The 17,484-nt window shown below is 71.7% G+C and carries 15 protein-coding genes and 1 other RNA gene; 6 read left to right on the top strand and 10 right to left on the bottom strand.

Annotation, left to right across the window (positions count from 1 at the left end; all coding sequences use genetic code 11):
* The 3 genes from N798_RS16380 to N798_RS16370 all read right to left on the bottom strand — a co-directional run.
* On the bottom strand, positions 1-2,054 hold a 2,054-nt coding region (locus N798_RS16380; RefSeq protein WP_035950675.1), incomplete at its 3' end, for a DEAD/DEAH box helicase.
* A 233-nt stretch (positions 2,055-2,287) separates the two neighbouring features.
* Positions 2,288-2,677: a VanZ family protein gene (locus tag N798_RS16375; protein WP_052117468.1), complete on the bottom strand. Its 390-nt coding sequence runs from the start codon at positions 2,675-2,677 to the stop codon at positions 2,288-2,290.
* On the bottom strand, positions 2,674-4,080 hold the full coding sequence (locus N798_RS16370) for an NAD-dependent malic enzyme (RefSeq protein ID WP_035950671.1): 1,407 nt from the start codon (positions 4,078-4,080) through the stop codon (positions 2,674-2,676). The genes N798_RS16375 and N798_RS16370 overlap by 4 nt, the downstream gene beginning before the upstream one ends.
* Before the next feature lie 132 nt (positions 4,081-4,212).
* Between N798_RS16370 and N798_RS16365 the strand changes: the two genes are divergently transcribed.
* Both N798_RS16365 and N798_RS16360 read left to right on the top strand, forming a co-directional pair.
* Complete coding sequence (locus N798_RS16365) at positions 4,213-4,830, top strand: SIMPL domain-containing protein (protein WP_035950668.1); 618 nt, start codon at positions 4,213-4,215, stop codon at positions 4,828-4,830.
* The gene (locus N798_RS16360; protein ID WP_052117467.1) at positions 4,827-5,489 is read left to right on the top strand and encodes a hypothetical protein; all 663 of its coding nucleotides are present in this window, start codon (positions 4,827-4,829) and stop codon (positions 5,487-5,489) included. The genes N798_RS16365 and N798_RS16360 overlap by 4 nt, the downstream gene beginning before the upstream one ends.
* On the opposite strand, the gene N798_RS16355 is transcribed toward N798_RS16360, so the two are convergent.
* Positions 5,446-6,285: a phosphatase PAP2 family protein gene (locus N798_RS16355; protein WP_035950666.1), complete on the bottom strand. Its 840-nt coding sequence runs from the start codon at positions 6,283-6,285 to the stop codon at positions 5,446-5,448. The two genes, N798_RS16360 and N798_RS16355, sit on opposite strands and share 44 nt — an antisense overlap.
* Positions 6,286-6,381: 96 nt before the next feature.
* Positions 6,382-6,748, bottom strand: a transfer-messenger RNA (tmRNA) gene (ssrA, locus tag N798_RS17945).
* A gap of 228 nt (positions 6,749-6,976) precedes the next feature.
* Between ssrA and N798_RS16350 the strand changes: the two genes are divergently transcribed.
* On the top strand, positions 6,977-8,128 hold the full coding sequence (locus N798_RS16350) for a M14 family zinc carboxypeptidase (RefSeq protein WP_035950663.1): 1,152 nt from the start codon (positions 6,977-6,979) through the stop codon (positions 8,126-8,128).
* A 66-nt stretch (positions 8,129-8,194) separates the two neighbouring features.
* On the opposite strand, the gene N798_RS16345 is transcribed toward N798_RS16350, so the two are convergent.
* On the bottom strand, positions 8,195-9,055 hold the full coding sequence (locus tag N798_RS16345) for an SDR family oxidoreductase (RefSeq protein ID WP_035950660.1): 861 nt from the start codon (positions 9,053-9,055) through the stop codon (positions 8,195-8,197).
* 107 nt (positions 9,056-9,162) lie between these two features.
* Between N798_RS16345 and N798_RS16340 the strand changes: the two genes are divergently transcribed.
* Positions 9,163-9,540, top strand: coding sequence for a winged helix-turn-helix transcriptional regulator (locus N798_RS16340; RefSeq protein ID WP_035950658.1), 378 nt, complete (start codon positions 9,163-9,165; stop codon positions 9,538-9,540).
* A 48-nt stretch (positions 9,541-9,588) separates the two neighbouring features.
* Here N798_RS16340 and N798_RS16335 read toward each other — a convergent pair whose 3' ends face one another.
* Positions 9,589-10,506 (bottom strand): phosphatidylinositol-specific phospholipase C/glycerophosphodiester phosphodiesterase family protein, encoded by a 918-nt coding sequence (locus N798_RS16335; protein WP_308738180.1) that lies wholly within the window; start codon positions 10,504-10,506, stop codon positions 9,589-9,591.
* 137 nt (positions 10,507-10,643) lie between these two features.
* On the opposite strand from N798_RS16335, the gene N798_RS16330 reads away from it, so the two are divergent.
* Both N798_RS16330 and N798_RS16325 read left to right on the top strand, forming a co-directional pair.
* Positions 10,644-14,036 carry a pyruvate carboxylase gene (locus tag N798_RS16330; protein ID WP_035950653.1) on the top strand — a complete coding sequence of 1,131 codons (3,393 nt, stop codon included), beginning with the start codon at positions 10,644-10,646 and terminating at the stop codon, positions 14,034-14,036.
* An 82-nt stretch (positions 14,037-14,118) separates the two neighbouring features.
* Positions 14,119-14,292, top strand: a complete 174-nt coding sequence (locus tag N798_RS16325) for a CsbD family protein (protein WP_035950650.1) — start codon at positions 14,119-14,121, stop codon at positions 14,290-14,292.
* A gap of 71 nt (positions 14,293-14,363) precedes the next feature.
* Here the strand turns inward: N798_RS16325 and N798_RS16320 are convergent, their stop codons facing one another.
* The 3 genes from N798_RS16320 to smpB all read right to left on the bottom strand — a co-directional run bounded on the left by N798_RS16320 (position 14,364) and on the right by smpB (position 17,422).
* Positions 14,364-14,888, bottom strand: coding sequence for a type 1 glutamine amidotransferase domain-containing protein (locus N798_RS16320; RefSeq protein ID WP_035950735.1), 525 nt, complete (start codon positions 14,886-14,888; stop codon positions 14,364-14,366).
* A gap of 77 nt (positions 14,889-14,965) precedes the next feature.
* Entirely contained in the window at positions 14,966-16,933 is a 1,968-nt protein-coding gene (locus tag N798_RS16315) for a DUF2207 domain-containing protein (RefSeq protein WP_229708311.1), read from the bottom strand.
* A gap of 3 nt (positions 16,934-16,936) precedes the next feature.
* Positions 16,937-17,422, bottom strand: a complete 486-nt coding sequence (smpB, locus tag N798_RS16310; protein WP_035950647.1) for an SsrA-binding protein SmpB — start codon at positions 17,420-17,422, stop codon at positions 16,937-16,939.
* Between the last annotated feature and the right edge of the window lie 62 nt (positions 17,423-17,484).

Raw genomic sequence — 17,484 nt, 5'->3', positions numbered from 1 at the left:
CCGCCCGGACGGCGGCCGCGCTGCTGCTGCTTGGCCTCGAGCAGCGGCTTCCAGACCTCGTCCGGCACCGCGACCATCGACGGCGTGCGCCCACCGGCGGCGGCGACGTGCTCGTCGCCGGGGCGGACCCGGACCGGCTCGACGTCGAGGCCGGCGGCTTCGGCCAGGCGCGCCATCGTCCGCTTCTGGTGCGGCAGCGCGAAGGTGACGACCGTGCCCCTCTCCCCTGCCCGCGCGGTGCGACCGGCCCGGTGGAGGTAGTCCTTGTGGTCGGCCGGCGGGTCGACCTGCAGGACGAGGCCGATGTCGTCGACGTGGATGCCGCGGGCGGCGACGTCGGTCGCGACGAGGACCGGCAGCGAGCCGTCGCGGAACGCGCCGAGCGCACGGTTGCGCAGGTTCTGCGACAGGCCGCCGTGGATCGCGGCGGCGAGCACGCCCTTCTCGCGCAGCTCGCGGGCGACGCGGTCGGCGCCGAGCTGGGTGCGCACGAAGACGACGGTGCGGCCGTCGCGGGCAGCGAGCTCGGCCGTGAGCTGCTTCTTGTTGTTCGGGTCGATGAGCATGATGTGGTGGCTCATCGTCGAGACGCTGGCCTGCGCGTCCTCGGTCGAGTGCGTCACCGGGTCGGTGAGGTAGCGCTCGACGAGCTGGTCGATGCCGCGGTCGAGCGTCGCCGAGAAGAGGAGGCGCTGGCCGCCGGTCGGGATGCGGTCGAGGATCTCGGTGACCTCGGCCATGAAGCCCATCTCGGCCATGTGGTCGGCCTCGTCGAGGATCGTCACCTGCACGTCGTCGAACTCGACCGCACCGCGCTCGTGCAGGTCGGCGAGGCGACCGGGCGTGGCGACGAGGATGTCGAGGCCCTTGGTGAGCGCCTTGATCTGCGGCTCGTAGGACAGGCCGCCGGCGACGAGCTTGTGGCGCAGGCCGGTGACGTGGACGAGCGGCTCGAGCGCGTCGCTCACCTGCATGGCGAGCTCGCGGGTCGGCACGAGGATGAGCGAGCGCGGGCGCTTGCTCGCGGGCTTGGTGCCGTCGGCGAGACGGGTGATCGTCGGCAGGCCGAACGCGAGCGTCTTGCCCGAGCCGGTCTGGCCGCGGCCGAGGACGTCGCGGCCGCTCAGGGCGTCGGGGATCGTCGCTGCCTGGATCGGGAACGGCTCGGTGATGCCGTCACGGGCAAGGCGCTCGACGAGGCGCGGGTCGAGTGAGAGGGCGGCGAAGCCGTTGTCCTCGGTGACGGCCGCCGGGCCGCCCTTGGCCTTCGACTCGTACTTCACCCACGTGTCGGCCTGGGCGCGCTCGGCCTCGGCCTCCTCGAACGTGCGCGGCTGCTCCGGCAGGTCGTGGCGGTGCTCGTCGAAGTGGCGGCCCTCGTGCCGGTCGCGCCGCACGGGGTCGGCGACCCGGCGGGCCGGGCGGTCGTCCTCGCGGCGGAACGGCGGCCGACCGTCGCGGCGCTCGCCGTAGGCCGGCCGGCTGCCGCGGTCGTCACGACGCTGCCCGTATGCCGGTCGGTCGCCCCGGTCGTTGCGACCCTGGTAGCCGCCACGGTCGTCACGACGCTGGCCGTATGCCGGACGGTCACCCCGGTCGTTGCGGCCCCGGTAGCCGCCGCGCTCCTCGCGCCGGTCGTAGCCAGCACGCGACTCGGACCGGTCGTCACGACGCTGGCCGTATGCCGGTCGGTCCCCTCGGTCGTTGCGACCCTGGTAGCCACCGCGGCTCTCGCCACGGTCGTCCCGACGCTGGCCGTATGCCGGTCGGTCCCCTCGGTCGTTGCGACCCTGGTAGCCGCCACGCGAGTCGGACCGGTCGTCACGGCGACGCTCGCCGCCCCGGTCGTCCCGGCGGTCACGACGCTGCGCGCCGCGCTCGGCGCGGTCCTCGTCGGTCCAGCGCGGGCTGCGCTCGGAGCGGGGCGCCTTGGTGCGCGGGCCCTCGGGCTGGCCGCGGTGGTGCGGCTTCTTCGTGGCCCCGGTCTTCGCGGCCTTCGCCTTCTGGGCTGCGGTCCAGCGCGGCTTCTTGCCGCCGGAGGGGTTCTTGGGCATGGAGAATCACTCGATCCGAGTCGTTGGTGGTGGCGTCTACGGCCCTCCACGACGACTTCTGTGTCAACGAGATTCAACGGGCTGGAACGCGGCGCCGGACGTGGCGCAAGGGTCGACTTTACCAGCGGTGCGTGCTCGGCCGGACCAGCGCGCCCGGCTGTCAGCGTCCGGCAGTCTGGGGCTCATCGCCACCAGAACGCCGGACGCTGTGGCGAGAGCCGGTGCTTCCGCCCTCAGCGTCCGGCAGTGTGCGGGTCATGGCCACCAGAACGCCGGACGCTGCGGGCGGCGACGGCGCGCGCGGTCAGGACACCGAGCGCGACCCCGGCGAGGTCGGCGACGGCGTCCCACGGGTCGCCCGACCGCTGCGGCAGCAGCAGCGCCTGGACCACCTCGCTCACCGGTGCGTGCAGCGCCAGGACCGCGGCGACCGGGATGAGCGGCAGGCGCGCCAGCAGACCGAGGAGGACCGGCAGGGCGAAGACCGAGGCGTGGACGAGCTTGTCGACGTACGGGAAAGGGGCCGCTCCCCCGCCGGACGGTGCATAGAGCACGACGAGCTGCAGCAGCAGCGCGACCCCTGCGGGCAACAGCGAGCGACGGCGCCGGGGCGCCTCGCTCACGCGTGGGGTTCGGACGTGGCGGCCTTGGCCACGGCGGCGGCGACGACCTCGGCGACGTCCGGGTGGAAGACGCTCGGGATGATGTAGGTCGCGTTGCGCTCGTCCTCCTTGACGACGCCGGCGAGGGCCTCGGCAGCCGCGAGCAGCACGGCGGGCGTGAGCACCTTGGAGCCGGAGTCGAGCAGACCGCGGAAGACGCCCGGGAAGACGAGCACGTTGTTGATCTGGTTCGCGAAGTCGGAGCGTCCGGTGGCGACGACGGTGGCGTGCTTGGCGGCCTCGACGGGGTCGACCTCCGGGGTCGGGTTGGCCATGGCGAAGACGACGGCGTCGTCGGCCATCGTCGCGATGTCGTCGCCGGTGAGGATGTTGGGCGCGGAGACGCCGAGGAAGACGTCGGCCCCGGCCAGCGCCTCGACGAGCGTGCCCGAGAGGTTGTCGGGGTTGGTGTGCTCGGCGATCCACTCGTGGTTGGGGTGCTCGCCGGAGAGCACGTCCTCGCGGCCCTTGTGCACCACGCCGTGCATGTCGGCGACGACGACGTTGCGGGCACCGGCGAAGAGCAGGAGCTTGAGGATCGCGGTGCCCGCGGCACCGGCGCCGCTCATGACGAGCTTGACGTCCTCGAGCTGCTTGCCGACGACCGCGAGTGCGTTGCGCATCGCCGCGAGCGCGACGATGGCGGTGCCGTGCTGGTCGTCGTGGAAGACGGGGATGTCGAGCTCGGCCCGGAGGCGCGCCTCGATCTCGAAGCAGCGCGGGGCCGAGATGTCCTCGAGGTTGATGCCGGCGAAGACGGGCGAGATGGCCTTGACCGCGGTGATGATCTCCTCGGTGTCGGTCGTGTCGAGGCAGATGGGGAACGCGTCGATGTCGGCGAACCGCTTGAAGAGCGCCGCCTTGCCCTCCATGACGGGCATCGCGGCGAGCGGGCCGATGTCGCCGAGCCCGAGCACGGCCGTGCCGTCGGTGACGACGGCGACGGTGTTGCGCTTGATGGTGAGGCGGCGCGCATCCTCCGGGTTCTCCGCGATGGCCATGCAGACACGCGCGACGCCGGGGGTGTAGATGAGCGAGAGGTCGTCGCGGTTGCGGATCGGGACCTTCGACTCGATCTGGAGCTTGCCGCCGAGGTGCATGAGGAAGGTGCGGTCCGAGACCTTGCCGATCTCGACGCCGGGCACCGTGCGCATCTTCGCGACGATCTCGTCGGCGTGCTCGGGATCGCGGGTCATGAGGGTGACGTCGATGCGCACCGCGTCGTGACCGGAGGCGGTGACGTCGAGGCCGGTGACGACTCCCCCGGCCTCCTCCACGACCCCGGTGAGCTCGCTGACGGCGGTGGCTCGGGCCGGGACGACGAGACGGACGGTGACGGAGTTCGCAGCGGAGGGGAGGGCCATGGGGACGATTCAACCGGCTACCGGTGAGTTCACGAGAATCGGCCCGCCAGCCGGGACCGTCGCGGCCACGTCGCCTTCGCGTCGGTTTCGCGTCGTCGTCGGCGAGGACGCGCCGGACCTACAGTTGCCCCCATGAGCGAGCACGTCGAAGTCACCGGCCAGGGCGCCCACCACGTCGTGCCCGACCTCGTCATCGTGAGGGCGAGGGTGCAGTGCGACGCGCGCGACGTCGCGGGTGCCCTCTCCGCGTCGTCGGAGCGGACGGCCGCCGCGCTCCAGGCCGCGTCCGACCACGGGGTCGAGGCGCGGGACCGTCGCACCGAGGACGTCGGCATCCACCCGCGCCACGACCAGAACGGCCGCAAGGTCATCGGCTACACGGCATACCAGGCGTTCACGCTCACGGTCCGGGACACGACCCGGGTCGGCGACCTCCTCCAGGCCCTCGCGGGAGCGGCCGGCGACGCGCTCGCCGTCGACGGCATCGAGATGACCGCCGAGCAGACGACCGAGGCCGTCGAGGCGGCGCGAGAGGCCGCCTTCGAGGACGCTCGCGCCCGCGCGACCCAGTTCGCGAGGCTCGCCGGCGTCGGGCTCGGCCCGGTCATCTCGATCCACGAGGGCGGCCTCGAGCCCGGGCCCCGCCCGATGATGGCCCGCTCGGCCGACGCCTTCGCCGGCGCCATGCCCGTCGAGGGCGGCACCCGCGCGATCCGCAGCACCGTGACGGTCCGGTGGGCCCTGGCATGAGTTGGCTCGACGCCCTCGGCTGGTTCGGCTCGGCACTCCTCGTCTTCTCGCTCCTCCAGGCCCGCATCCTGCGGCTGCGCGTCCTCAACACGGTCGCCTGCCTCATCCTCACCGTCTTCAACGCCCTCATCGGCGTCTGGCCGATGGTGGCGATGAACGTCGTCCTCGCCGCGATCAACCTCTGGTTCATCGCCACGATGCTGCGCGAGAAGGGCGACGCCGACGCCTTCCGCGTCATCGAGGTCGAGGAGGACGACGCCTACTTCCAGCACTTCCTCGACGTGCAGGCCGCCGACATCGCGAAGTTCAACCCGGGCTTCGTCGGCGTCACCGAGTCGGCCTCGCGCTACGCCTACCTCGTCCTCCACGGCCACGAGACGGTCGGCGTCGTCGTCGTGCGCGACGCCGGCGGCGGCGTCGGCCAGATCGAGCTCGACTACGTCACCGAGCGCTACCGCGACTTCACGCCCGGCGAGTTCGTGTGGCGCCACAGTGGTCTCTTCGCCGGCCACGGCTGGCGGACGGTGCGCACCCCCGACGACATGGTCGGCGCCTACTACGAGCGGCTCGGCTTCCGTCGCGACGGCGCCGCCTGGGCGCTCGACATCGCGGGCATCACCCGCCCGGGGGACTCGCTCGACGGCTCCGCTCGAGCGTGAGCCGCACTCGGTGGCCGGTGATGACGCAGGCGAGCCAGCCGAGCCCGATCGCCCACCCCGCGACGACGTCGGTGAGCCAGTGGTGTCCGAGATAGACGCGTGAGAGGCCCATCGCCACGACGAATGCCCCGAGCCCGATGATGACCACCGTGCGCCACCGCTTCTTCCGCAGCCAGATGACGAGCAGGTATGCCGTGAGCCCCAGGACCACGGTCGCGTTGAGCGTGTGCCCCGAGGGGAAGCTCGCCGAGGTCTCGTAGGGCGGCACGGTCAGGGAGCGCGGTGGTCGGGCGCGTCCGGCGAGGTCCTTGCCCGTGAGGGTCATCGCCAACGAGCCCGCGCTCGCGATGAGCATGAGCACGACCGGAGTCCAGCCGCGCCACAACAGCGCCAGCCCGACCGTGACGACGACGGCGATGACCGGCATGCCGATGGTCCCGCCGAGGTCCGTGAAGTCGGTGGCGAGGCGCTCGGTCATCGGCGTGCGGGCCGCCACCGACCAGTCGAGCACCGGCTGGTCGACGACCGAGATGCCGTCGCGGTCGACGACGTTCTCGTAGACCTCGGCCGAGGTCGCCGCGAAGCCCCAGACGACGGCCAGCCCGACCCCGACCGTGAGGAGGAGGGCGAGGTTGGCAACCGACCAGCGACCCAGCCGGGCGACGAGGGTCGCTCCGCGCGCGGCGCCGCGGACGACGAGGCGGCCGGCGTCGGTGCGCCAGTCGGCGAGGTCGCGGTCGCCGATCCGCTCGTCCTCGGGAGGTGACGAGGACGGCGGGAGGGGGGCGGACGGCATACGAGATCGTCACACACGAACACGCCCGCAGACGCGAGCACCCGGCCGACCGGCGAACCGGTCGACCGGGTGCGGTCGCTCGTGGGATGAGCTCGGTGGTGGAGGTGGCGGGAATCGAACCCGCGTCCACTGACGGGAAACCAAGGCTTCTCCGGGTGCAGTGCGCTGTGGATTTTCTCGGCCCCGGGGCTCGCGCGCACACGTTCCCCGACAGGCCCAGTCGGATTGGAGTCCCGCGACTCCCCCCGACGAGGGAGCCGCAGCAAGATCTCTAGCTGACGCTGGTGACTAGGCCGAGATCGAGCCTAGGCCAACGGACTTCGGGCTCGCTCAGGCGGCGAGGGCGAAGTCGGTGCGCTTGGAGTTGGCACCTATTGGTTTGCACGGAGCGTTGACGAGATGACCGTGCATCCTCGACCCGCTTCCCTTGATCCGCCGACCAATGTCGAAACCGATCACCCCCCTGAGGGGGCTCATCCCACGCTGTTGAGTTGTGACAGGAACTCTACCTGCCAACGCAAGACGGGCTCGAATTCTTTCCGCCGTGGGCCACGCGCCACCACGGATCGCTCGACGAGCGGACCCACGGGTAACTCGTTAGCGTCCCAAGGACCCAGGCAGGACGCGGCTGCACGCCACCGATCTGCGGCGAGGAGCCCGTCCGGCACCGTCCGACCCGGAGGACCCGCCCATGTCAGCACGCCGCCCGTCCCGTCTCAGGTCCGCGATCGTCGTCGGCCTCACCGCCTGCGCGCTCGCGGCCGTCCCGGCCACCACGTCGGTGGCCGACCCACCGCCGACGACCCCGGGTGGCCCGTGGGGCGGGACCAACCTCAACGGCATCCACTCCTACGAGGAGCTGTGGTCGACCCTGCGCCAGGTCGACGCCTCGGCCAAGGGGTCCTTCGACCTCGCGGCGGCCCCGTTGCAGAGCAACACGGGACGCGACATCCCGGTCGTGACGATCGGCGACGGCCCGACCGACGTCATGTTCATCGCCAACCAGCACGGCGACGAGTTCGTCGTCAGCGAGGGCATGCTCTCGCTCATCCGCACCCTCGCCAACGGGTCGGCCGCCTCCCAGGAGATCCGCGACGCGCTGACCGTGACCATCGTGCCGCGGGTCAACGTCGACGGGTTCGACGCCGACGTCGTCGACACCGCCGGCCGCACCACACCGTGGCGCCAGAACTTCGACACGCGCTGCACCGCGGCGCCCTGCGACCCCTTCTACCAGGTGGGCCGGGGCTACGACATCAACCGCTACCACTCCTACTCGGCGTCGGCCTACGACCACCCCTACATCGCCGGTGCGGACACGCTCAACCCGGTGCCGGAGGCGATCGCCATGCGGCTCCTCTGGGACGAGCGCCAGCCCGCCCTCGTCGTCGACTACCACCACCAGGGCACCTACGTCGACGACGACGGCCGGATGATCACCGGCTCGATTATGTGGCCCAACGCCGACGCGGAAGCGGCACGGCTCGGGCTCGGCGACGCGTGGACGCAGGACGTCGAGGACTCGCAGCGCGCCGTCGCGGTCATGCTCAACTCGGTCGAGAACAAGGGCTACGCCAACATCACGCGCTACCCCAGCACGACGACCCCGGGCATCGCTCGCAACGCCTATGCGCTGCTCGGCTCCGCGTCCGTCCTCTTCGAGCTGCGCGGTGACATCGGCCAGAAGTCGGCGGGCTACATCGCCAAGACGGCCGAGACCACCGGCTACGCGCTGCTCAGCTCGGTGGCCGACGGGTCCTGGCTCTCCACCGACCTCGCGCCGGTCGAGAACCTGCCCGAGCGGGGCGAGCCGGTCGAGGCGCCGGAGCACCAGCACGGCTGACGCTGACCCGCGACCGCACGACGGACGGCCTCTCCTCGCTCGAGGGGAGGCCGTCCGGTCGTGGCGTCAGCGCAGGCCGCTGCGCACGGCCTCGGCGAGCGGGGTCGTCGGGCGACCGAGAAGTCGGGAGAGGTCGCCGGTCTCGACGAGGAGCGCGCCGTCACGCAGCCCCGCGTCGCTCTCGGCAAGCGCCCGCGCGTAGCCCTCGGGCAGACCGGCACCGACGAGCGCAGCGGTGTAGTCGTCGACCGACAGGTCGCGGTAGGCCACCGGTGCACCCGCCACCTCAGCGAGGGTGGCGGCGTACTCGCCGAGCGTGAATGCCTCGTCGGCACCGAGCTCGAACACCTGCCCGGCGAGGTCGTCGGACAGGACGGCGACGGCCGCCGCCTCGGCGTAGTCCGCCCGGGTCGCGGCGCTGACCCGACCGTCGCCGGCGGCTCCGAGGACGACGCCGTGCTCGATCTGCTGCGCGGCCTGTCCGGTGTAGTTCTCGACGTACCAGGAGTTGCGGAGCAGGACGTGGGGCAGGCCCGAGGCGGCGAGGGCCCGCTCGGTCGCGAGGTGCTCGGGGGCGAGGCCGAGCGGCGAGGTGTCCGCCCGAGTGATGCTCGTGTAGGCGACGAGCCCCACGCCGGCCCGGACGGCCGCGTCGACGACATTGCCGTGCTGCTCGACCCGCCGGCCGACCTCGGAGCCGGAGACGAAGAGGAGCCGCTCGACTCCCTTGAGGGCGAGGTCGAGCGAGCCGAGGTCGTCGTAGCTGCCGACCCGCACGTCGATGCCGAGGTCGGCGAGGTCGCGGCCGCGGTCGGCGTCACGGACCAGCGCGGAGACCGAGGCGGGGTCGACGCCGCGAGCGAGGAGGGCGTCGATGGCGAGCCGTCCGAGGCGGCCGGTGGCGCCGGTGACGAGGATGGAGGTCATGGGGGGCCTTTCGAGGGAGGTGGCGACGTGCTGACACTCCCGACCAACGAGGGACCGGACGGCATACTTCCCATCAGGAAGTACCCACTTTCACGTAAGGTACCTACATGAAGGTGAGCAACCCGCTGGAGCGGCACTTCCCCGACGCCGTCTTCGCCGCCGGGTGTCCGAGCCGCACCGTCCTCGACCACGTCATGAGCAAGTGGGGGCTGCTCGTCCTGCTCTCCCTCTCCGACGGCGAGGCGCGGCGATGGAGCGAGCTGCGACGGCGGGCCGAGGGCGTGAGCGAGAAGATGCTCGCGCAGACCCTGCGGACCCTCGTCGCCGACGGGCTCGTCCTGCGTGACGCGCGACCCGTCGTCCCGCCGCACGTCGAGTACTCGCTCACCGAGCGCGGACGCGAGCTCGCCGCGCTGCTCGTCCCCCTCATGGACTGGGTCGTCGTCCACGCCCCCGACATCGTCGAGGACGCCGCCTCTGCGTGACGGCGGCGCCCTCAGGGAAGCAGCGGCGGGCCCGTTCCAGACGGACGGTCAGGCTGCGGCCTGCTCCTCCGGGTCCTCCGCGAGCAGGAAGGACTGGAGGCCGGCGAGGTCGTCGGTGTTGAGGACGTCGACGTCGGCGGCGACGAGCTCACGCCACAGGGCCTCGCGGTTCGGGGCCGTGGCGTCCGGCGTCGCCCAGAAGCGGATCTCCTGGCCGCGGGCGTGCGCGGTCTCGACGATCGTGCGCAGCTTGGCGCGCTCGGCCTCGGGCATCGGGCCGACGCCGAGCCAGGTGAAGTGCTTGGTCCAGTTGTCGCTGATGAGCGGCACGAGCTCGGCTCCGAGCGGACCACCGAGGTCGCCCATCCGGCCGTCGTAGAAGGAGAACCGCGTCGTCGCCGCCTGCATCGCGGCGAGGTCGCGGTTGCCCGAGATGACGGCCGTCACGGCGCGCTCGTGGACCCTCCCCTGCCGGTATGCCGTGAAGAGCTGCGGGTAGTCGGCGAGCTGGCTCTCGATGACCGGCCACGCGGCCGTGCCCTCGCTCTTGACGTCGACGAGCAGCCGGAAGGTGTCACGCCACTGGCGGTGCACCGACCCGCCGTTCTCGCGGAACCGCTGCGCGAGCGGCTCGAGGTAGGTGCCGCGCAGCGTGCGCGCGAGGTCGGGTCCGTCGTGCCCGATGTAGAGCTCGCCGTCGACGAGCCAGACATCGGCCTCGGCGGAGGTGAACCCGTGGTCGAGGGCGTCGAACAGGGGGCGGTCGTGCTCGTAGTCGTTGTGCGCGTGGGCACGCTCGAGCGGTTGCACGCTCGACCACGGCGCGGCCGCGGCGATCGAGGGGGCGGACGTGGCGGAGGCAGGGGCCGCGGACGCGGCCGGTGCGACGGCGGCCGGACCGGCGAGAGCCGCGCCGAGCGCGGCTGCGGTGGCGACGAGGAGGCGAGTGAACGGCATACGGGTCATGTCGTCCACCCTCCCGCGCCACGGCGGATCCCGCGCGTCGAGAAGGTGACGAGCGTCCGCACTGTGGGCGAACGGTCTCACGGGCTGGTCGGTCACTACGCTTTCGCGAAAGCCGCTCCTTCCGACGGAGGTATGCCGTGTTCCGCAAGGTTCTTGTCGCCAACCGGGGCGAGATCGCCGTCCGCGCGTTCCGCGCCGCCACCGAGCTCGGTGCGAAGACAGTCGCCGTCTTCCCGCACGAGGACCGCAACAGCGAGCACCGGCTCAAGGCCGACGAGTCCTACCAGATCGGCGAGGAGGGCCACCCGGTCCGCGCCTACCTCGACCACGAGAACATCGTGCGCGTCGCGGTCGAGTGCGGCGCCGACGCGATCTACCCCGGCTACGGCTTCCTCTCCGAGAATCCGCTGCTCGCCGAGGAGTGCGCGGCCAACGGCATCACCTTCATCGGCCCGCCGGCCGAGGTCCTGCACCTCACCGGCAACAAGGCCAAGGCGATCGCCGCCGCCCGCGCCGCCGGGCTGCCGACGCTGCGCGGGTCCGAGGCGGGCACCGACCTCGACGCGCTCGAGGCCGCTGCGGCCGACATCGGTTTCCCCGTCTTCGTCAAGGCGGTCTCCGGCGGCGGTGGGCGTGGCATGCGCCGGGTCGAGGAGCCGTCGGCGCTTCGCGAGGCGCTCGAGGCGGCCCAGCGCGAGGCCGACGCCGCCTTCGGCGACCCGACGCTCTACATCGAGGAGGCCGTGGTCGACCCGCGGCACATCGAGGTCCAGGTCCTCAGCGACGGCACCGGAGGCGAGGCCGGCGTCCTCCACCTCTTCGAGCGCGACTGCTCGCTGCAGCGCCGCCACCAGAAGGTCGTCGAGATCGCCCCCGCCCCCAACCTCGACCCCGAGACCCGCGAACGGATGTGCGCCGACGCCGTGCGGTTCGCGCGCGAGATCGGATACGTCAACGCCGGCACCGTCGAGTTCCTCCTCGGACAGGACGGTCGCTACGTCTTCATCGAGATGAACCCGCGCATCCAGGTCGAGCACACCGTGACCGAGGAGGTCACCGACGTCGACCTCGTCGTCTCGCAGATGCGCATCGCCTCGGGCGAGGACTTCACCGACCTCGACCTGCGCCAGGAGGACATCCGGCTGCGCGGCTTCGCCCTGCAGTGCCGGATCACCACCGAGGACCCGGCCAACGGCTTCCGCCCCGACGCCGGCACCATCACCGTCTACCGCTCGGCGGGCGGCGGCGGGGTGCGGCTCGACGGCGGCACGGTCTTCGTCGGGGCTCGCGTCTCGGCGCACTTCGACTCGATGCTCGTCAAGCTCACCTGCCGCGGGCGCGACTTCCCCATGGCGGTCCGGCGCGCGCGAAGGGCGTTGGCGGAGTTCAGGATCCGTGGCGTCTCCACCAACATCCGCTTCCTCGAGGGCGTCCTCGCAGACCCCGTCTTCCAGGCCGGTCGGGCGACGACGTCGTTCATCGACGAGCGCCCCGAGCTGCTCAACGCGCGCACGCCCGCCGACCGGGGCACCAAGCTGCTCACCTACCTCGCCGACGTCACGGTCAACCAGCCACACGGTCCGGCGCGCACCCGCGTGCGGCCCCGCGCCAAGCTACCCGTGCTCGACCTCGACTCCCCCGTGCCGCCCGGCTCGCGGGACCTGCTCCAGCGGGTCGGCCCGGCCGAGTTCTCGCGGCGCCTGCGCGAGCGCACCGAGGTCGCCGTCACCGACACCACCTTCCGCGACGCGCACCAGTCGCTGCTCGCCACCCGGATGCGCACCCGCGACCTGCTCCACGTCGCCGGGCACGTCTCGCGGCTCACCCCCGAGCTGCTGTCGATGGAGGCCTGGGGCGGCGCGACCTACGACGTGGCCCTACGCTTCCTCAGCGAGGACCCTTGGGAGCGGCTCGCGCTGCTGCGGGAGGCGATGCCCAACATCCCGCTCCAGATGCTCCTGCGCGGTCGCAACACCGTCGGCTACACGCCCTACCCCACCAAGGTCACCGACGCGTTCGTCCACGAGGCCGCGCGGTCAGGGCTCGACATCTTCCGCATCTTCGACTCGCTCAACGACGTGAGCCAGATGCGCCCCGCCGTCGAGGCGGTGCTCGACACCGGCACGGCGGTCGCCGAGGTCGCGCTCTGCTACACCGGCAACCTCAGCGACCCGGGCGAGCAGCTCTACACGCTCGACTACTACCTCCGCCTCGCCGAGGAGATCGTCGACACCGGCGCCCACGTCCTCGCCATCAAGGACATGGCCGGGCTGCTGCGGGCGCCCGCCGCCCGCACCCTCGTCACGGCGCTGCGCGAGCGGTTCGACCTGCCGGTCCACCTGCACACGCACGACACCGCCGGCGGCCAGGTCGGCACGCTGCTCGCCGCCATCGACGCCGGGGTGGACGCCGTCGACGCGGCCTGCGCGGCGATGGCGGGCACGACGAGCCAGCCGTCACTCTCGGCCCTCGTCGCCGCCACCGACGGCACCGACCGCCCGACCGGTCTCGACATCGACCACGTCTTCGCGCTCGAGCCCTACTGGGAGGCCGTGCGCCAGCTCTACGCCCCCTTCGAGTCCGGGCTGCCCTCCCCCACCGGCCGTGTCTACTTCCACGAAATCCCGGGCGGGCAGCTCTCAAACCTGCGCCAGCAGGCGATCGCCCTCGGGCTCGGTGACCGGTTCGAGGACATCGAGGACACCTATGCCGCGGCGAACCGCATCCTCGGCAACATCGTCAAGGTGACCCCGAGCAGCAAGGTCGTCGGCGACCTCGCGCTCGCGCTCGTCGGCGCCGGAGCCGACCCGGCGGACTTCGAGGAGAACCCGACCCGCTACGACATCCCCGACTCGGTCATCGGCTTCCTCGAGGGCGAGCTCGGCGACCCGCCGGGTGGCTGGCCCGAGCCGTTCCGCACCAAGGCGCTCCAAGGCCGCCAGGGCAAGCCGCGCGTCACCGAGCTCACCACCGAGCAAGAGCAGGCGCTCGAGGCCCACCCCCGCGCCACCCTCAACGAGCTGCTCTTCCCCGGGCCGACGAAGGACTTCCTCTCCTCGCGCGAGCGCTTCGGCGACCTGTCCGTGCTCGGCACGGTCGAGTTCCTCCACGGCCTCGACCAGTCTCGCGAGTACGAGGTCGAGATCGAGGCCGGCAAGCGGCTCCTCCTGGGCATCTCCTCGATCGGTGAGGCCGACGCCAAGGGCATGCGCACCGTGATGTGCACCCTCAACGGACAGTTCCGCCCGATCACGGTGCGCGACAACGCGATCAAGGTCGACGTCAAGGCCGCCGAGAAGGCCGAGCCCGGCAACCCGGCCCACGTTCCCGCGCCCTTCGCCGGCGTGGTCACCCCCAACGTCGCCGAGGGAGACACGGTCGAGGCGGGCGCCGTCGTCGCGACGATCGAGGCGATGAAGATGGAGGCCAGCATCACCGCGCCCTCGTCCGGCACGGTCGAGCGCCTCGCCATCGGCGGTCACCAACAAGTGGAGGGCGGAGATCTCCTTCTGGTGCTCTCGATCGGCTAGCGTGAAGGAGCATCCCCGGCGTCAAGGAGCGGCGCCCCCAGTCGATGCAGATCCCTCATCCGCAACACCAAGGAGCTTCACCATGGGTATCGGAGACAAGATCGACAACATGTCCGAGGACGCCAGCGGCAAGGCCAAGGAGGCCACCGGCAAGGCGACGGACAACGAGCGCCTCGAGGCCGAGGGTCGCGCGGACCAGTCCAAGGCCGACATCAAGCAGGCCGGCGAGAAGATCAAGGACGCCTTCAAGAACTGAGGCGCCACACGGCATACGGAGGACCGGCCCCCACAGGGAGGGGGCCGGTCCTTCGTCGTTCGCGGGGGGGCTCAGCCGACGGCGTCGAGCAGCGCCTTGGTGAACGCGGGGATGTCGTCGGGGTTGCGGCTCGTGATGAGGTTGTCGTCGACGACGACCTCCTCGTCCTTCCACGTGCCGCCGGCGTTGCGGATGTCGGTCTGCAGACTCGGCCACGAGGCGAGGGTGCGGCCCTCGAGGACCCCGGCCTCGACGAGGGTCCACGGCGCGTGGCAGATGGCGGCGACGGGCTTGCCCGACTCGACGAACGCCTTCACGAACGCGACGGCGTCGGCGTCCATGCGCAGCGCGTCGGGGTTCGCGACGCCACCGGGCAGGACGAGCGCGTCGTAGTCGTCGACCGACGCGTCCTTGACGAGTCCGTCGACCGGCCGGGTCTCAGCCTTGTCGAGGTGGTCGAAGGTCTGCACCGTGCCGGACTCGGTGCTGAGCAGCGTGGCCGAGTGGCCGGCGCCGGTGACGGAGTCCCAGGGGTCGGTGAGCTCGACCCGCTCGATGCCTTCGGGGGCGGTGAGAAACGCGATCTTCTTGGTCATGTCCTCAGGCCACCACATGACGGCCCTCGATCGGGTGCTAGGACGTGGCGAAATGTCCGCGTATGCCGTCCGCATGCCTACCAGGACCCGCCGCCGCCTCCGCCGCCACCGCCACCGGAGAAGCCACCGCCGCCCGAGAACCCACCGCCGCCGAGGCCCGAGCCGCCGGACGAGCCCGGTGTCGAGACGAAGGTGCCGGCCGCCTGGGTCGAGAAGGAGTCCATGCTCGAGGCGACATGTCCGAAGTTCCATCCCGTGATCGGCCCGGCGTACCAGGTCGGCGCGGCGATGACGTGGCCCGCTGCGGCCGCGGCGGTCGCGACCTCCTCGAAGACCGTCGCCCACCGGTCGGCGAGGCCGAAGACGATGGCGTAGGGCAGGAACCGCGAGAAGACGTCCTGCGCCTCCTCCCAACGGATCTGGTTGGCCTCCGCGGTCGCGATGTAGCGCTCGAAGCCCTGGGACTGGGCGAGCACGGCGCTTCCCTCGGCGGTGCGGGAGGCCATCCGGCGACCGAGGAGCTGGACGATGAGCCCGGCGACGATGAGGCCGATGCCGAAGACCCAGCCCTTGGCGACAAGGGCGCCACCACCGAGCGCCCCCAGCGCACCCGTGCCGAAGAAGAGTGCGAGGACGCCGAGCCCCATGACGAGGAAGCCGAGACCGACCCAGCCCGCGCGCTGGGCGTCCGGCGAGCGCCGGAACCAGTGCCGCTGGACGGCCTCGGTGTACATCATCGACTGGACCTGCTTGAGCGTGCTCGAGAAGTGGTTCTTGAGCGCCGACAGCCGGGTCTCGTCGGCCGTCGAGAAGACGCCGTCGAGCAGCCGCTGCTCGTAGGGTGCGAGAGCCGCGGCGCCGGCGGGAGGGGTCTGGCGGCGCAGGATCCAGTCGTCGCTGCGGAAGCGACCGCGCTCCTCGTTGGTGATCGTGAGGTGGCCGCGGACCGCGAGGTCGATGAGCGTGGCCGTGACGTCGACGACGTCGGCCTTCTCGTCCATGATCGTGCCGACCATGCCGGGCTGGACTCCGGGCGGCGGGTTGAACTGCACTGCCACCGTCGGCGCGCCGCCGCGCACCACCGGGGCACTCTCCCCCACGCCCGGCGACAGGCCCGGCGTGAGTCCGGCGTAGACCTCGTCACGGCCCCGGGTCCACACGAGCAGCCCCATGAGTCCGCCGGCGAGCAGGGGCAGGAGCACGCCGCTGCCGGCGAGGGCGGCGCCGAGGTAGCCACTCTGCTCCGGCGTGAGCGAGGGCCCCGGGTCGTAGCCGCCGCCGAAGGCGCCGTCGTCGCCGGTCTCGCGCAGGTCCGGGGTGAGGTCGCCGAACGCGGTGCGCGGCCAGGACACGACGATCGTCGCGCCCTGCCCGGGCGAGATGTCGGGGATGGTGAAGCGCGAGGTCGCACCGGCCGTCCCGGTGCACGTCGTGTCCTCCTGGAGCGCACCCCAGTAGCAGGCGACCTGCGTCGCGGGGACCGGACCGGTCACGTCGGCGCTGACGTTGCGGTAGGCGTACTCGTTCGAGGGGTCGATGTGGTTGTAGTAGAGCTCGGCGGTGCCGTCGCCGATGTCGTTGACGACGTGGGCGAGCGAGTAGGTGAGGACGTACTCGTGCACCCCCTCGACCGTCTCGTCGGGGCTGCCGATCCGCACCTGCTCGTAGGCCCCGAAGTCGGAGATGTCGGTGTCGGTCGGCGCACCCGTCGGCGACGTGACCTCGACGTCGGACAGCTCGTAGTGGCGGTACTGCGTCGTCGAGTCCTGGTAGCCGGCGCGGGTCTGGATGGTGCGGTAGATCCCGTGGCGCTCCTCGCCGTCCGGGAAGTCCCAGCGGATGCGCTGGGTGACCTTCATCGATCCGTCCTCCTGGACGGCATACGCGACGTTGAAGGCGGCGGCGTCGTCGTCCATCGGGACGAAGCCGACGACCGACGCCGGTGAGGCGGACGCCGTGGGCACGCCGAGGGTGGCTCCGAGCGGGATGGCGAGGCATGCGGCAGCGGCCAGCGCCGCCGCCCAGCTCCGAAGCCGACCGGTCACTGGCTACCCCCTGTAGGTGCCGAGCGCGCGCTCGGTCTCACGACGGTCCTGGCGCTCACGCAGTGCGTGGCGCTTGTCGTACTCCTTCTTGCCCTTGGCGACCGCGATCTCGACCTTGGCCCGGCCGTCCTTGAAGTACAGCTGGAGCGGGACGATCGTGTGCCCGCTCTCGCGGGTCGCCTGGAGGATCTTGGTGAGCTCCTTGCGGTGGAGCAGGAGCTTGCGACGGCGTCGCGGCGTGTGGTTGGTCCACGTCCCCGAGACGTACTCCGGGATGTGCACCCCCTCGAGCCACAGCTCGTCACCGCTGAAGCTCGCCCACCCGTCGACGAGGCTCGCGCGCCCCATCCGCAGCGCCTTGACCTCGGTGCCCATGAGCACGAGACCGGCCTCGTAGGTGTCCTCGATGAGGTAGTCGTGGCGCGCCTTGCGGTTGCTGGCGACGAGCTTGCGCCCGTCATCCTGCTTCTTTCTCCCGGCCTTTGCCATGGACGCCCACCTCCTCGAGTTCGTGCGACACGCTACGTCAGCGTATGCCGTCCGCGCGCCTG

Origin of the sequence: Knoellia flava TL1 (assembly GCF_000768675.1) — a bacterium.
In the GTDB taxonomy this organism is placed as follows: Bacteria; Actinomycetota; Actinomycetes; order Actinomycetales; family Dermatophilaceae; genus Knoellia; species Knoellia flava.
Note: the sequence above shows the minus strand (reverse complement) of the source record. Positions and strands in the feature narration are given on the sequence as shown.

What these genes read in the sequence shown, in the direction of transcription:
- N798_RS16370 (WP_035950671.1), bottom strand. Translation starts at nt 4,080, where the DNA reads ATGGCCCTCCCCTCCGCTGCGAACTCCGTCACCGTCCGTCTCGTCGTC.
- N798_RS16365 (WP_035950668.1), top strand. Translation starts at nt 4,213, where the DNA reads ATGAGCGAGCACGTCGAAGTCACCGGCCAGGGCGCCCACCACGTCGTG.
- N798_RS16360 (WP_052117467.1), top strand. Translation starts at nt 4,827, where the DNA reads ATGAGTTGGCTCGACGCCCTCGGCTGGTTCGGCTCGGCACTCCTCGTC.
- N798_RS16355 (WP_035950666.1), bottom strand. Translation starts at nt 6,285, where the DNA reads ATGCCGTCCGCCCCCCTCCCGCCGTCCTCGTCACCTCCCGAGGACGAG.
- N798_RS16350 (WP_035950663.1), top strand. Translation starts at nt 6,977, where the DNA reads ATGTCAGCACGCCGCCCGTCCCGTCTCAGGTCCGCGATCGTCGTCGGC.
- N798_RS16345 (WP_035950660.1), bottom strand. Translation starts at nt 9,055, where the DNA reads ATGACCTCCATCCTCGTCACCGGCGCCACCGGCCGCCTCGGACGGCTC.
- N798_RS16340 (WP_035950658.1), top strand. Translation starts at nt 9,163, where the DNA reads ATGAAGGTGAGCAACCCGCTGGAGCGGCACTTCCCCGACGCCGTCTTC.
- N798_RS16335 (WP_308738180.1), bottom strand. Translation starts at nt 10,506, where the DNA reads ATGACCCGTATGCCGTTCACTCGCCTCCTCGTCGCCACCGCAGCCGCG.
- N798_RS16325 (WP_035950650.1), top strand. Translation starts at nt 14,119, where the DNA reads ATGGGTATCGGAGACAAGATCGACAACATGTCCGAGGACGCCAGCGGC.
- N798_RS16320 (WP_035950735.1), bottom strand. Translation starts at nt 14,888, where the DNA reads ATGACCAAGAAGATCGCGTTTCTCACCGCCCCCGAAGGCATCGAGCGG.
- smpB (WP_035950647.1), bottom strand. Translation starts at nt 17,422, where the DNA reads ATGGCAAAGGCCGGGAGAAAGAAGCAGGATGACGGGCGCAAGCTCGTC.